The organism is Erythrobacter sp. CCH5-A1 (assembly GCF_001557115.1).
Classification (GTDB): Bacteria; Pseudomonadota; Alphaproteobacteria; order Sphingomonadales; family Sphingomonadaceae; genus Erythrobacter.
Genome location: NZ_LSKQ01000231.1, coordinates 83,232 through 98,087, shown reverse-complemented (window position 1 = coordinate 98,087; position 14,856 = coordinate 83,232). Strand labels below are relative to the sequence as shown.

The following is a 14,856-nucleotide window of genomic DNA, read 5'->3' as shown; positions in this document are numbered from 1 at the left end:
GGAGGGTTTGGACCACCATGAATCTCGAGAAATTCACCGACCGCGCGAAGGGCTTTCTGCAAGCCGCGCAGACCGTCGCGATCCGCCTCAACCACCAGCGCATCACCCCGCTGCACATCGCCAAGGCCTTGCTCGAAGACAGCGAGGGCATGGCCGCCGGGCTGATCCAGCGCGCGGGCGGGCAGGCGCCGCTGGCGGCGACTGCGGTGGATGCGGGGCTTTCCAAGATCCCGGCGGTGACGGGCGGCGGCGCGCAGGCGACGCCGGGGCTCGACAATGACGCGGTGCGCCTGCTCGACAGCGCCGAACAGCTCGCCGACAAGGCCGGGGACAGCTACGTCACGGTCGAGCGGATGCTGACCGCGCTGGCGCTCGCGCCGGGCGCGGCGGGCGAGGCGCTGAAGGCGGCGGGCGTCACCCCGCAGGCACTCAACACCGCCATCGAACAGCTGCGCGGCGGGAAGAAGGCCGACAGCGCCGGGGCGGAGAACACCTATGACGCGATGCAGAAATTCGCCCGCGACCTCACCAAGGCCGCGCGTGACGGCAAGCTCGACCCCGTCATCGGCCGCGACGAGGAAATCCGCCGCACCATCCAGATCCTCGCGCGGCGCACCAAGAACAACCCCGCGCTGATCGGCGAGCCCGGCACCGGCAAGACCGCGATTGCCGAGGGCCTCGCGCTGCGCATCGCCAATGGCGACGTGCCCGACAGCCTCAAGGGCCGCACCCTCATGAGCCTCGACATGGGCGCGCTCATCGCGGGCGCGAAGTATCGCGGCGAATTCGAGGAACGGCTCAAGTCCGTGCTCGACGAGGTCAAGCACGCTGAGGGCCAGATCATCCTGTTCATCGACGAGATGCACACGCTGATCGGTGCGGGCGCGAGCGAGGGGTCGATGGATGCATCGAACCTCTTGAAGCCCGCCCTGTCGCGCGGCGAATTGCACTGCATCGGCGCGACCACGCTCGACGAATATCAAAAATACGTCGAGAAGGACCCCGCGCTCCAGCGGCGTTTCCAACCGGTGTTCATCGCCGAACCGAGCGTCGAGGACACGATCTCAATCCTGCGCGGCATCAAGGACAAGTACGAGCTGCACCACGGCGTGCGCATCACCGACGGCGCGATTGTCGCCGCGGCGAAGCTGTCCGACCGCTACATCCAGAACCGCTTCCTCCCCGACAAGGCGATCGACCTGATGGACGAGGCGGCGAGCCGCATCCGCATGGAGGTGGAGAGCAAGCCCGAGGAGATCGAGGCGCTCGACCGGCGGATCATCCAGCTGAAGATCGAGGAAAGCGCGCTCAGCAAGGAGACCGACGCCAATTCGAAGGACCGCCTCGTTGCCTTGCGCGAGGAGCTCGCGAACCTCGAGCAGCAGTCGGCCGAACTCACCACCCGCTGGCAGAACGAGCGCGACAAGATCGAGGCGGAAGGCAAGATCAAGGAACAGCTCGATGCCGCGCGGGCGCAGCTCGAACAGGCGCAGCGCGAGGGCGATCTCGCCAAGGCGGGGGAGCTGTCCTACGGCACCATTCCCGCGCTCGAAAAGCAGCTTGCCGAAGCGCAAGGCCAGGCCGCCAACGCGATGCTGCGCGAGGAGGTGACCGAGGAGGATATCGCCGGGGTCGTCAGCCGCTGGACCGGGGTTCCGGTCGACAAGATGATGGCGGGCGAGCGCGAGAAGCTGCTGGCGATGGAGAGCATCCTCGGCAAGCGCGTGATCGGGCAATCGCAGGCGATCGAGGCCGTGTCCAAGGCGGTGCGCCGCGCGCGTGCCGGTTTGCAGGACCCGGGGCGGCCGCTCGGCAGTTTCCTGTTCCTCGGCCCCACGGGCGTCGGCAAGACCGAGCTTACCAAGGCGCTCGCGGGTTTCCTGTTCGACGACGACAGCGCGATGGTGCGCATCGACATGAGCGAATTCATGGAGAAGCACGCCGTCGCCCGCCTGATCGGCGCGCCTCCGGGCTATGTCGGCTACGAGGAGGGCGGGGTGCTGACCGAGGCCGTGCGTCGCCGCCCCTATCAAGTGGTGCTGTTCGACGAGGTCGAGAAGGCGCATTCCGACGTCTTCAATGTGCTGCTCCAGGTGCTCGATGACGGGCGCCTGACCGACGGGCAGGGCCGGGTGGTGGACTTTGCCAACACGCTCATCATCCTCACCAGCAACCTCGGCAGCCAGTATCTCGCCAACCTGCCCGACGGCGCCGAGACCGCCAGCGTGGAGAAGGACGTCATGGACGTGGTGCGCGGGCATTTCCGGCCGGAGTTCCTGAACCGTCTCGACGAGATCATCCTGTTCCACCGGCTGGGGCAGGAACACATGGCGCCGATCGTCGATATCCAGGTCAAGCGCGTCCAGAAGCTGCTGGCCGATCGCAAGATCACCATCGACCTCACCGATGCCGCGCTGCGCTGGCTCGGGCGGGTCGGTTATGATCCGGTCTACGGCGCGCGGCCGCTGAAGCGAGCCGTGCAGCGCTATCTGCAGGACCCGCTCGCCGAGATGCTGCTCGCAGGGCGGCTGCCCGATGGCAGCACCTTGAAGATCGACGAGGGCGACGGGGCGCTGACCATGGCGGTCGCCTGACCGTCGCCGCCTCCCCGTCGACCCTGCTTCGCGGGCATCGCGCCCGAACAAAAAAAGGCCCCGGTTTCCCGGGGCCTTTTCGTTGTCGTTTCCGATCGGATCAGAACTTCTTCGACACGCTCGCCGAGAAGGTGCGGCCGAAGGCATCGTTGATCGAGGCCGGGATGCAGAAGCCGAAGTAGGCCTGGCAGCGGCGATCGAACGCGTTGTTGACCACGAAGTTGATGCGGAAGTTGTTGTTGGTCTCGAAGTACAGGTTGAAGTCGACCGTCACGTAATCTTCGAGCTGGTCGAATTCACGCGTGTCCGGAGTACGGCCAACGCGCGAGAACAGGCCTTCGCCGGTGTAGTTGATCACCGAGCCGAAGCCCCAGTTCTTGTCGAGGTAGTTGGCAGCCAGCTGGCCGACGAACTGCTCGTCACCGATCGTGCCGTGCGTGGGCTGCGGGCCGACGCCGGTGATGTCGACCACGCGGAACAGCGTGACGTTGAGGTCACCGCGCAGCTGCAGCGTGCCGGGCACACCGATGGCGTCAAGCTTGGTGGCATAGAGCGCCGAAGCGACGATGCCTTCGTACTTGATCGACTGGCCGTTGACGAAGCCGGTGGTCACGCCCGGGTTGGTCGGGTTGCTGACGACTTCGCCGTTGGCTTCACGACGGATCAGCGAGCAGAACTGGTTGCCGTTCGCCGGGTCGGCGGTGTTGAACACCGGGTTGTCGAAGCATGCCGAGTTGATCTGCGCCGAGGTCAGCTGGGCAATCGGGTTGCTGATGTCGATGTTGATGTAGTCGACGGTCAGCGAGAAGTTGGGCAGGAACCACGGACGCAGGATCCCGCCGACGCTCCAGCTGTCAGCCTGCTCGTTCTCGAGGTTCGGGTTACCGCCAGTGATCTGCGGTATCGAAGCCTGCGCCGCGATCTGCGGACGCGAGATGTTCGGGAAGGCTGCCAGGAACGCGGCACAGTTGCGCTCGCGATTCGGACGCACTGTCGCATTCGCCGCGCTGATGGCCTGCGGCAAGCACAGGTCGGGGATGAAGCCGAACTGGTTCGAACGCGGGGCGAACAGCTCGGTCAGAGCGGGCGCACGGAACGAGCGGGTGAAGTTCCCGCGCAGTTCGATGTCGCGCACCGGAGCGATGCTGCCGCCAGCGGCCCAGGAGAAGAACCCGCCGTTGATGGTGTTGTCGACATAGCGACCACGGCCATAGACGATCGCGGATTCAATGATGAAATCGTTCTCCGGGGTGATCAGCGGCACGTTCACTTCGCCGAACACTTCGTTGAGGGTGAATTCACCACCAACCGGAGTGATCGGCGCGCCGCGGCCACGACCGCGCAGGTCGAATTCCGAAGGCGTGAACTGGCCCTGTTCCTGACGATATTCGTAACCGACGTTCACACCGACATCATTGCCGAAGATCGCGAAGGGCGAACCGCCGACGTTGGCGTTGAAAACGATCTGTTCGAGCGTCGAGGTCGAGACCGAGTTCTCGAGGATGTAGGCGATCGCTTCGGGGCTCGCCTGATTGCCGAAGAAGTTCAGCGGCACGCAGCGGCTGTCGGCGATCGGTGCCGGGATGCCCTGAGCAGCGTTAGGTGTCTGGGCGAAGGTCGTCGGCGTGGTCGTGCAGACGATTTGACCCGAAGCATTCCGCGTAACGTTGACCGCGTTGATGAAGTTCTGGGCGTTGATGTCCTGACGGAAGTCGGTGATGTCCGAGTTGCCGTAGTTGAACGAGGCTTCCCAGTTGAACGCACGGCCACCGAGCTCGAAATCACCGCGGGCGCCGATCACGCCGCGCAGCAGTTCGGTTTCGGCAAAGCCGGTGAGGTCGGCCAGGCCGATGTTGGCGCGCGCGACGGTGAAGGTCGTGCGGTTGGGCTCGCCGCCGCGGATGAAGGCGTTCTGAAGGGTCGTGCGCGCCTGAGCGCTCAGGAACGGGTTGTTGATGTCGAAGGTCAGTGCGCCGCTCAGGCCCCCGAACAGGGTCGAGTTGAAGGTCGGCTGCTGGACCAGTTCGTCGGCGCGCGCATCATAATACTGCGCTTCGACGAAGACGTTGATGTTGTCGGTGACGTCGTAGTTCAGGAAAACGTTCGCCCCGAAGCGGCGCAGATCCGACGTCAGCTGACCGAAGTCAGAGAACTGGAACGCGCGGTCGCCGTTGATGCCGCGAATACCGTTGGCGGTGATTGCACCGGTGCCCGGGGCAGGGGTGTTGAGCGGACGCGTGCCGGGGTTGAACGGAATCAGATTGCCACCGGCATCGAACTGGAATGCGCCAGCAAAATTGTTGAAGATGCCGTCGAGGTCCGTGCCGGCAGTCGTCACGCCGCCGGGAACGTTGATGATGAGGCCGAGAGGGGTCAGCGCGAAGATGCGCGAGGGCGAGAACAGCGCCGTATCCGGAATGCCGTCAGTCGGGCCGGTGTTGATCGCGAGGTTCGGGTTGATGCGGCCGGTGGTGATGGTGTTCTGCTGGGTCTCGATTTCGTCGAGGTACACCGAGCGCGCGCTCTGCAGAATGCCGTCGGTCTGGGTGTAGAACGAGGAAACCTGCAGGTGGCCGCGGTTGTCGGCGAAGCTGGTGCCGTAGACGCCTTCGAAGCGGTAGCTGAAGCCATCGCCTTCTTCGGTGATGCTGCCGGTCGAGATCAGGTTGAGGCCTTCGTACTCGTCATCGAGGATGATGTTGACGGTACCGGCAATCGCGTCCGAACCATAGACCGGCGCGCCCGCGGTCGAAGCGATGTCGATGCGCTTCACGAGGGCGGTCGGGATGATGTTGAGGTCGACCTGCAGGCCGGGCGCGGCCGGGCCGAACAGCGACGGGGTGTTCGACGACACGATACGGCGACCGTTGACGAGGGTCAGGGTGCGGTTGGTGCCGAGGCCGAAGTTGTTGATGAAGTTCACGCCCTGGCCAAACGAGCTCTGGCCGCCGTCGGGCGTCACCGAGCCGCGAATCTGCGGAAGGTCGTTCAGAGCGTCGGCAACGTTGATGAAGTTGCGGTTCTCGATGTAGGCCGTGTCGATCGTGTTGGTCGGCTCGTTGGCGGTCAGGTTCGGCAGGCGAATACGCGAGCCGGTCACCGTGATGCCCTGTTCTTCGAGCTTGTCCTGCTCGGTGGTGGTGACAGTGGCCTCTTCGTCCCTCTCGTCCGTGGAGTCCTGCGCCACGGCGGGTGCTGCGACGATCAGTGCGGCAATCCCCACGCTGGAGAGCATGCCGAACCGGCGCCCGTTCTTGGTAATCTTTCTCATCATTGAGCCCCTTGGTAAGTGGTCAGACGCACCGGCAGACGACGCCGAGCCTGTTCCTGATCGCCTGCTAATCCGCTTTGACGCGGAGTCGCAACAGACACCGCACATAGATTGCAATCATGCTACAATTCCGTTGCGTGTCGTTGCAACTTTGCAACAGGCGAACCTACGGGGGTAGGTGACCTTTCCATTCATTGCGCGGGGGCCATTTCGGGCGCAGCGAAGTGCTCTGGAGGGTGTCCGCCGGGCTTGCAAAAGGGACGGAAATCCGCGCCCGCCAGCGCTCCGATAGCCATCTTCGAGGGCCGCTGCGGCCCGGGCACAAAAAGGGGGGCAGAGCCAAGCTCTGCCCCCTCCCCTGGTTGCTTCGCAGCCGCGTGACCGTCAGAACCGGACCCGCGCGCCGGCGGTGAAGCGGCGGCCGATCACGTCAAAGTCGGCAGCCGTTTCGAGACCGGTCGGCGTGCCGAACTGGGCTCCCGGCAGGTAGTAGGGCTTCTTGTCGAAGACGTTGTCCACGTTGAAGTAGAACGTGAATTCGTCAGCGAGGTCGAAGCTCAGCTGGGCGTCATGCGTAGCGTAGTCGGGGATGTCGTTGAGCGCCACGACATCCGGGTTGGCGTTGACGAAATCCCGGACGTAGGGACCCCCGCTCAGGAAGTTGGTCTGCCAGCTGAAGCGGACGCTGCTGAAGGCATAGGTTCCCCGCAGGCTGAACGAGTGGGTCGAGAAGGTCCGGCCGAAGGTGCCCGCCGAATCGACGGGGTCTTCGGTGGGGTCGGTCTGCGTCGAGGTCTCGATCAGGTAGGTGTAGTTGCCCGCAAGCTGGAACCGGTCGTCCGCCACAAGGCCGACCTCGGTGCTGTACCGCACCCCGACGTCGATCCCGCTGCTGGCAAAGGACGCGACGTTGATGAGCTGGCCGTTGACGGTTTCGATGAAGCCCGTCTGTGCGTTGCGGATCACGTTGTCGCAGAACACCGCGAGACCGGTTTCGAGGCAGCGCTGGATCGAGTTGTTCCGCCCCAGCGTCGCGATCGCATCGTCGATCTCGATGTTGTAGTAATCCACCGTCAGCGTGAGGCCGCGCACGAAGGTCGGCGTGAACACCGCGCCGATCGTGTAGGTCTTGGCGGTTTCTTCCTGCAGGTTCTGGTTGCCGCCGACGAAGCCATTGATGCCCTGCAGATCCGCGAGGGTGTAATCGAAGGTCCCGTCGGCCGCGATGGCCGCTGCCACGCCCGGGATGGCGCGACATTCGCCGCCGAGCCCGCCGAGGTCATTGGTCGCAGTGGTGCCGTCGCACGGATCGGTCACCGCCGCGAAGGTTTCGCTCGGGGCGCTGAACAGTTCCGAGAGGTTCGGCGCGCGGTTGGCCACAGCGTAGACACCGCGGAAACGAAGGTCGGGGATGGGCGCCCATTCCAGACCGGCGTTCCAGCTGAAGGTGGTGCCGATGGTCGAGTAGTCGGAATAGCGCGCCGCGCCGATCAGGCCGAGGTAATCGAAGAACGGCCGTTCGGACAGCAGCGGAACGTTGAGTTCGCCGAACACTTCCCAGACGTCGTATTCCCCCTGAAGGTCGGGAATGAGGTTGCCCGAGTTCCCGCCGGTGTTGGTCAGGATGTCGAGGTCGTCGAAGGTCGTCTCGCGCCGGTATTCCGCGCCCAGCGCAACGCCGACATCGCCGGCCGGCAGGGTGAAGAGCGAGCCGGAGATCGAGGCGTTGACGACATATTGCTCATTGGTGATCTCTTCCGACTTGGGGACCACGGCCTGCACATAGGCAGCCGCGCGCGGATCGGCGGTGTCGAAGCCGAACAGGTTCAACGGAATGCACCCCTCGGCACGGGCCGCCGCATCGGAGCACACGATATCGACGCCAAGGACGTTGCCCGGACCGACACGGACCGCGTTCAGCGCGTTGCGATAGCGGTTATTGTCGATGTCCTGCGAGGCGTTGAAATCATTGAGGTGGCCATAGACGAAGCTGGCTTCCCATTTGAACCGGTCGATATCGCCGCGCAGACCCGCGGCGACACGCCAGGTCTGACGCTCGACCGTGTTGCTGCGGTCGAACACATCGTTCTGGCGGCGACGGCCCGAGATCGAGTCGACGTCGTTGGTCGGGTCGGCATCGGAGTTGGCTGCGGCAATCGCCTGGGCAACCTCGGTCGGGATGAACGGGTTGGTGATCGGGATGCCGAAGGGATCGATATCGCGGAAGTAGATGTCGTTGGTGATGTCGAGCGCGAAAGCCTCGAGCCGCGAGTTCGAGGTCACGCGGGCCCAGGTCCCCTCGACGAAGGCCTCGACATTGTCGGTGATGTCGTAGTTGGCGATCACGGTGCCGAGGTAGCGCTCGACGGGCGTGGAGATGAAGCGATCGCCGTTGCGGTTGTAGCCGAAGCCCACCGCGCCGAGGCCGGGGATCAGCGCCAGCGAGTTGTCGGGGTTGAACGAGAAGGTCGCCGTCCCGCCGGGGAGAACCGACTGGACTTCGCCAGTGGCGCCGCGCAGCTGGTACTGGCCCTGCGGCGCGAAGGACGAATAGGCGGCGGGGCCGCAGATGAGGCCGTTGCAATCCTCGGCCGAAATCGCCCGGTCGCGCGAACGCAGGCCGCCGTCACGGTCGTAAGAGAAGTTGGCGATGATGTTGCCGCGGTCATCGGCACCGAAGGTGGTGCCGCCGGTGACGCTCACGAACTCGCGCGGGTTGTCGCCTTCGCCGGTGATCGAGGCCTGGGCGCGAACGGACAGGCCTTCGAACTTGTCCTTCAGGATGAAGTTGACCACGCCCGCGACCGCGTCGGACCCGTAAACGGCCGAGGAACCGCCCGTCACGACCTCGACCCGCTCGATCAGGTCGGTCGGGATGTTGTTGAGGTCGACCGCCGAATCGCCGGCAAAGCCGCTGATGAAGCGGCGGCCGTTGACCAGCGTCAGGGTGCGCGAATTGCCGAGGCCGCGCAGGTTGACGGTGGCGATGCCGGTGCCCGAGGTCAGGAAGTTGGTGTTGGTGCGGGTCGAGCCGATGCCGACCTGCGGAAGCTCGTTCAGGATGTCCGAGATGTTCTGCGCACCGTCGGTCTGGATGGTGTCTGCGCCGATCGAGACGACCGGAACCGCCGAATCGACCTCGGGCCGCGCGATGCGCGAGCCGGTGACGACGATGGCCTGCGCGGGTTGTTCGGCGGCCGCGTCGGTGGTGACGTCTTCGTCCTGCGCCACTGCGGGCGATGCTGCCAACGCGATGCCCAGCGCAAGGCTGGCGGCACCGAATTTGTAGGCGGCAAGCTTTCTCATGTTCTCTTCCTCTGCTTGGTCACGGGTCGGGGCGAGGGGGCCGGGCGGTGCCGGTGCGGCACCTTCCGGCTTGTCGTCCCGGACATGGGTTGGAGCGGCGGAATGACGCGCGCTCCATGGCCCGTGACTCGCCGAAGGGGCGGCGGGTGTGAAGAACATGCTGTTGATTGGATGAAGAAATGTTCCGGACGGTGATATATCTGCAACATCTTTAATATATCAAAATATAACAGGTTAGAAAGGTCGCGATCCGGTGCCCTTTGCGCTGTTCGGGGGGGCGGGGCTGGCCGGACTTGCGCGCCCCCGGGAGCAATTCCGGCTTGAACCGGACGAACAGCCCGTTTATTCGACGTCTGTTGTCGCAACTTCATGAAAAGTCAGGGTCTCGTCATGAACCAGCCGGTCCGTCCCCGTCGCCCCTATCAGCCGCCCGTATTGAACCGGCCCGATCCGGCCCACGCCAGTCCGCAAGGCAAACAACAGACGCATATCTACGAAGTCACAACCGGCTCCCCCACGCTGGGCGTGTCGTAAGTCGCCTGGACCTCATTCCCCGTCGTCACCGAGTTTGTCGGCACCCAAGAGGGTGCCGCCGGTGACGTGCACGACCACGATCCGCGCTGTGCGCGCGCCGGTCACGAAGATGGCCTGAGCCGGTTGGCCGGCAAATCCGGTGCCTCTCCGACGCTCCGACCCGCGCGGCGCGGCCAGCGATCGGCATTTTTGCCCGCTTGATTTGCCCCCGCGCCTTCAATAGGCGGTGCTCCCAAGCAAGTGGCGAAGCGCAACCGATTTCGCCCGGCGCGGCCCCCTCGAGGGACCGGAGTGGAGGAGAGATCATGAGCACAGCCTATATTGTCGAAGCCGTCCGCACCGCCGGGGGCCGCCGCGGTGGCCGCCTTGCCGGGGTGCACCCTGTCGACCTTCTGGCCAAGTCGCTCGACGCCATCGTCGAGCGCTCGGGCATCGATCCCAAGGCGATCGACGATGTCGTGACCGGCTGCGTCAGCCAGGCGGGCGAACAGGCGCTTCAGGTCGGCCGCATGGGTGTGCTCGCATCGAAGCTGCTCCCGCAGTCGACCCCGGCCGTCACCATCGACCGCCAGTGCGGCTCCAGCCAGCAGGCGATCCAGTTCGCCGCGCAGGCCGTGATGAGCGGCACGCAGGATGTGGTGATCGCCAGCGGCGTCGAGAGCATGACCCGCGTGCCGATGGGCTCCAACGTCACGCTGCACATGAAGGAAGGCCTCTACGCCAAGGCCGACGGGATCGAGGCGAAGTGGCCCGGCATCAACTTCAGCCAGTTCATGGGCGCCGAGATGATCGTCAAGAAGCACGGCTTCACCAAGCACCAGCTCGACCAGTTCGCCTATGACAGCCACCGCAAGGCGATTGCGGCGACGCAAGGCGGCGCGTTCGAGCGCGAGATCGTGGGCGTAGAGATCGAGACGCCCGAAGGCGCGGCGGTGCACACGGTCGATGAAGGCATCCGCTTCGACGCCAGCCTTGAAGGCATCGCCGGGGTCAAGCTGCTCTCGCCCGACGGGGCGATCACCGCGGCCTCCTCGAGCCAGATCTGCGACGGGTCCTCGGCGGTGCTGGTGGTCAGCGAGGCGGCACTGAAGGCCCACGGCCTCACCCCGCTGGCGCGCATCCACAACCTCACCGTGACCGCGGGCGATCCGGTGATCATGCTCGAAGAGCCGCTGTTCGCCACCGACCGCGCGCTTCAGCGCGCCGGGCTCACCATCGACGATATCGACCTGTTCGAAGTCAACGAGGCCTTCGCAAGCGTGCCGCTTGCCTGGCTCAAGCACACCGGTGCTGACCCCGAGCGGCTCAACGTCAACGGCGGCGCGATCGCGCTCGGCCACCCGCTCGGCGCGAGCGGCACCAAGCTGATGGCGACGCTGGTTCATGCGTTGCGGGCGCGCGGCAAGAAATACGGGCTGCAGACGATGTGCGAAGGCGGCGGCGTCGCCAACGTCACCATCATCGAGGCGCTCTAAGTCATTCCAATCTGAGAGGGAAAATTACATGGAAGTTTCAGCCAATACCCCCACGGTCGTCACCGGCGGTGCCTCGGGCCTCGGCGCGGCGACCGCGCGGGCGCTTGCCGCGAAGGGCGCGAAGGTCGCGATCTTCGACATGAACGCCGAAAAGGGCGAAGCGCTCGCCGCGGAGATCGGCGGCGTGTTCTGCCTCGTCAACGTGACCAAGGACGAGGACGTCGACGCCGGCTTCGCCAAGGCGCGCGCGGCCCACGGGCAGGAGCGCATCCTCGTCAACTGTGCCGGGATCGGCAACGCGATCAAGACCGCCAGCCGCTCGAAGGAAGACGGTTCGATCAAGCACTTCCCGATTTCGGCCTTCGATTTCGTCATTCAGGTCAACCTGATCGGCACCTTCCGCTGCATCGCCAAGTCGGCCGCGGGCATGCTGACGCTCGACCCGCTCGACGAATTCGGCGAGCGCGGGGCGATCGTCAACACCGCGTCGGTCGCCGGTGAAGACGGCCAGATCGGCCAGGCGGCCTACTCGGCCTCGAAGGCGGGCGTGATCGGCATGACGCTCCCCATCGCGCGCGACCTCATGAACGAGGGCATCCGCGTCAACACCATCCTGCCCGGCATCTTCGACACCCCGCTGCTCGCCGCCGCCCCGCAGAACGTGCGCGATGCGCTGGCCGCCAGCGTGCCGTTCCCCAAGCGCCTCGGGATCCCCACCGAATATGCCAAGCTTGCCATGTGCATGATCGAGACCGGCTATTTCAACGGCGAGGACGTGCGCCTCGACGGCGCGATCAGGATGGCCCCGCGCTAAGCCCGCGCGCCCCGGCGAAACACGAAGGGCCTCCGCCGCGACCGACGCGGGGGAGGCCCTTTGCTTTTGTGTGCGAGGTTGTCGGAGAGGTCGTGCCCAGCCGGCCGACCCCTCCGACCGGAGCCTTGCGGCCCCGCTCGTCTCCCGAAGTCGGGAGAGGAGTGGATGCGCGCACGCTGTGTCATACCATCTGGTGCCTGCGCAATGTTAAAATCTAACTAAAGTTAACCCATGCGATAGGTGGCCGCAGACAGGAGCGACCGGCTTCGGTTTAGTCCCTGTGCGGATGGGATAATCCCGGAACCGCGAGGCGCTTTCCTACAGGGGGCGAACCACTTATGTTGCCTGCGATGCTGACTGCTTCGCCCCGTTTGCCTCATAAAAACGTGCACGGGCGGCGGGCTTGTTTTCCCGTTCTGGACAGTGTCTCATGTGTCTCCAACACGGGCGATGACGCCCGGCACCGGAGAGCGCCGCGATGACCGACTACACGCAGATCACCCTCGCCAAGGCCGATGGGATCGCCACCATCACCTTGAACCGCCCCGACAAGATGAACGCCTACACCCGCACCATGGGCGAGGAGATCATGGCGGCGATGGACGACATCGACGCCGATGATGCGGTGCGCGCGGTGATCTTCACCGGCAGCGGCGAGCGCGCCTTCTGCGCGGGCGCGGACCTGACGCCCGAAGGGGGCGGGCAGGTGTTCTCGAGCGGGGATACGGTCGAGACCCTGTCCGACCCGCGGGTGCGCGACGGCGGCGGGCTGCTGACGCTGCGCTTGTTCGAATCGAAGAAGCCGCTGATCTCCGCCTGCAACGGCGTCGCGGTGGGCGTGGGGGCGACGATGCAGCTCGCCATGGACATCCGCCTTGCCGCCACCCATGCGCGTTACGGCTTCGTCTTCGCCCGGCGCGGGATCGTGCCCGAGGCCGCCTCGAGCTGGTTCCTGCCGCGTATCGTCGGCATCCAGCAGGCTCTGGAGTGGTGCTACACGGGCCGCATCTTCGATGCCGAGGAGGCCAAGGCCGGCGGGCTGGTGCGCTCGGTCCATGCGCCCGAGGATCTGCTCTTCGCCGCCCAATCCCTCGCGCGCGAGATTGCCGACAACACCTCCGCCATTTCGGTGGCGATGACGCGGGCGATGATGTGGCGGCTGATGAGCGCCGATCACCCGATGGAGGCCCACAAGATCGACAGCCGCGCGATCTACCGCCTCAGCCGCGGCGCCGACGCGAAGGAGGGGATCGCCAGCTTCCTCGAAAAGCGCCGCGCCATGTATCCCGGCAAGGTCAGCGCCGACATGCCCGATTTCTACCCGTGGTGGGACGAGCGGCCCTATGAGTGAGGAAGGCGAGCTCGCCGGCTTCCTGCCCTACCAGCTTTCGGTCACCTCCAATGCGGTGAGCAGCCTGATTGCCGAGCGCTATCGCAAGCGGTTCGGGCTCAAGATACCCGAATGGCGGGTGATGGCGGTGCTGGGCGATGCGGGCACCATGACCCAGCGCGCGCTGACGGCGGCGACGGTGATGGACAAGGTCGCGGTCAACCGTGCGGTCAAGGTGCTGGAAGAACGCGGGTTGATCGCGCGGGTGCCCAATCCGGGCGACGGCCGCTCGCACCTGCTGGCGCTGACGGCGGAGGGCCGGGCGATCCATGCCGAGGTGATGCCGCTCGCGCGCGCGACCGAGCGCGAATTGCTCGAAGGCTTCGGCGGCGGCGAGGAGGCGGCCTTGCGCGATCTGCTGGCCCGGCTGCGGGCGCGGGCTATGGCGCTCGCCAGCCCGGCACCCGAAGGGCCAGAGCAGGAATGATCCCGCTCCGGCCGTCCCGGGGTTGTTACTTGCCGACGTTCGAGTTGACGAGGTTGTCGCTGATCGAACAGGCCGCCGGGCCGAGAATGACCACGAACAGCGTGGGCAGAATGAACACGATCAGCGGCACGGTCATGATCGCGGGCAGACGCGCGGCCTTTTCCTCGGCGCGCATCATGCGCTCGTTGCGGAATTCGGCCGAGAGCACGCGCAGCGCGCTCGCGAGCGGGGTGCCGTAGCGTTCGGTCTGGATCATGGTCGTCACCACGCCCTTCACCGCCTCGAGGTTGACGCGGTAGGCGAGGTTGTTGAACGCCATGCGCCGTTCGTTGAGGAACGACAGCTCGATCGCGGTCAGCGCGAATTCGTCACCCAGTTCGGGATAGGCGCGGCCCAGTTCCTTGGCGACGCGGTTGAAGGCGGCGTCGACCGTCAAACCGGCTTCGGCGCAGATCACCAAGAGGTCGAGCGCATCGGGCAGGCCCTTCTGGATTTCCTTGGTGCGCTTGGCGGCCTTGTTGCTGAGATAGAGTTCGGGGCCCTTGTAGGACAGGAACACCGACATCGCGAAGGCGCCCAGCCGGGTCATCGGTCCCCAGTCGGGCCAGAATTCGACGACGTAGATGAGCAGGCCCATCACCGCGCCCACCACGATCGGCGCGATCGCGCGCATGCCGATGATCAGCACCGCAAGTTCCTTGTTGCGGTAGCCTGCGTGCGCCAGCTTCTGCTGGATGGTCTTGATCTGGCTGTCCTGAAGGACGTTCAGGCGGTCGAGGCTCGACTTGACCTTGTCGGTCGTGTCGGTGCGGCGCACCAGGCTGGTGCGCTTCTTGGTGGCGGAGGTGACGATCCCGGCCTTCAATTGCTCGCGCCGCCCCTCGAGCGCCTTGACGCGCTTGGCCATCGGGTCGCGGATGGTGACGGCGGCATAGATCGCCAGCAGGGTCGCAAAGGCGGCCATGGCGACGAGCATCGTCCCGACGAGGATGACGTCGAAACCGAGCAGCGTGGGTCCGGTGGGTTGGTCGATCATGGTTCAGGT

8 protein-coding genes are annotated in these 14,856 nt (G+C 65.4%); 5 read left to right on the top strand and 3 right to left on the bottom strand.

The features are described 5' to 3' along the window. The first annotated feature begins 17 nt into the window (after positions 1-17). On the top strand, positions 18-2,594 hold the full coding sequence (gene clpB / locus AX708_RS14295) for an ATP-dependent chaperone ClpB (RefSeq protein WP_066525916.1): 2,577 nt from the start codon (positions 18-20) through the stop codon (positions 2,592-2,594). 100 nt (positions 2,595-2,694) lie between these two features. On the opposite strand, the gene AX708_RS14290 is transcribed toward clpB, so the two are convergent. Next, the gene (locus AX708_RS14290) at positions 2,695-5,868 is read right to left on the bottom strand and encodes a TonB-dependent receptor domain-containing protein (RefSeq protein ID WP_197425887.1); all 3,174 of its coding nucleotides are present in this window, start codon (positions 5,866-5,868) and stop codon (positions 2,695-2,697) included. Between the two features lie 381 nt (positions 5,869-6,249). Further along, on the bottom strand, positions 6,250-9,171 hold the full coding sequence (locus tag AX708_RS14285; protein WP_066525918.1) for a TonB-dependent siderophore receptor: 2,922 nt from the start codon (positions 9,169-9,171) through the stop codon (positions 6,250-6,252). 839 nt (positions 9,172-10,010) lie between these two features. On the opposite strand from AX708_RS14285, the gene AX708_RS14280 reads away from it, so the two are divergent. The 4 genes from AX708_RS14280 to AX708_RS14265 all read left to right on the top strand — a co-directional run bounded on the left by AX708_RS14280 (position 10,011) and on the right by AX708_RS14265 (position 13,811). Next, a complete protein-coding gene (locus tag AX708_RS14280; RefSeq protein ID WP_066525925.1) occupies positions 10,011-11,180 on the top strand; it encodes an acetyl-CoA C-acetyltransferase in 1,170 nt (389 codons plus the stop codon). A 28-nt stretch (positions 11,181-11,208) separates the two neighbouring features. Continuing rightward, positions 11,209-11,994 carry an SDR family NAD(P)-dependent oxidoreductase gene (locus tag AX708_RS14275; protein ID WP_066525927.1) on the top strand — a complete coding sequence of 262 codons (786 nt, stop codon included), beginning with the start codon at positions 11,209-11,211 and terminating at the stop codon, positions 11,992-11,994. Positions 11,995-12,472: 478 nt separating this feature from the next. Beyond that, positions 12,473-13,345 (top strand): crotonase/enoyl-CoA hydratase family protein, encoded by an 873-nt coding sequence (locus AX708_RS14270; RefSeq protein ID WP_066525930.1) that lies wholly within the window; start codon positions 12,473-12,475, stop codon positions 13,343-13,345. Continuing rightward, on the top strand, positions 13,338-13,811 hold the full coding sequence (locus AX708_RS14265; protein WP_066525935.1) for a MarR family winged helix-turn-helix transcriptional regulator: 474 nt from the start codon (positions 13,338-13,340) through the stop codon (positions 13,809-13,811). The genes AX708_RS14270 and AX708_RS14265 overlap by 8 nt, the downstream gene beginning before the upstream one ends. Before the next feature lie 25 nt (positions 13,812-13,836). Here the strand turns inward: AX708_RS14265 and AX708_RS14260 are convergent, their stop codons facing one another. After that, positions 13,837-14,847: a type II secretion system F family protein gene (locus tag AX708_RS14260; protein ID WP_066525937.1), complete on the bottom strand. Its 1,011-nt coding sequence runs from the start codon at positions 14,845-14,847 to the stop codon at positions 13,837-13,839. Positions 14,848-14,856: the final 9 nt, after the last annotated feature.

Coding starts and splice junctions, on each gene's coding strand:
- AX708_RS14290 (WP_197425887.1), bottom strand. CDS start 5,868: ATGATGAGAAAGATTACCAAGAACGGGCGCCGGTTCGGCATGCTCTCC.
- AX708_RS14285 (WP_066525918.1), bottom strand. CDS start 9,171: ATGAGAAAGCTTGCCGCCTACAAATTCGGTGCCGCCAGCCTTGCGCTG.
- AX708_RS14260 (WP_066525937.1), bottom strand. CDS start 14,847: ATGATCGACCAACCCACCGGACCCACGCTGCTCGGTTTCGACGTCATC.
- AX708_RS14275 (WP_066525927.1), top strand. CDS start 11,209: ATGGAAGTTTCAGCCAATACCCCCACGGTCGTCACCGGCGGTGCCTCG.
- clpB (WP_066525916.1), top strand. CDS start 18: ATGAATCTCGAGAAATTCACCGACCGCGCGAAGGGCTTTCTGCAAGCC.
- AX708_RS14265 (WP_066525935.1), top strand. CDS start 13,338: ATGAGTGAGGAAGGCGAGCTCGCCGGCTTCCTGCCCTACCAGCTTTCG.
- AX708_RS14270 (WP_066525930.1), top strand. CDS start 12,473: ATGACCGACTACACGCAGATCACCCTCGCCAAGGCCGATGGGATCGCC.
- AX708_RS14280 (WP_066525925.1), top strand. CDS start 10,011: ATGAGCACAGCCTATATTGTCGAAGCCGTCCGCACCGCCGGGGGCCGC.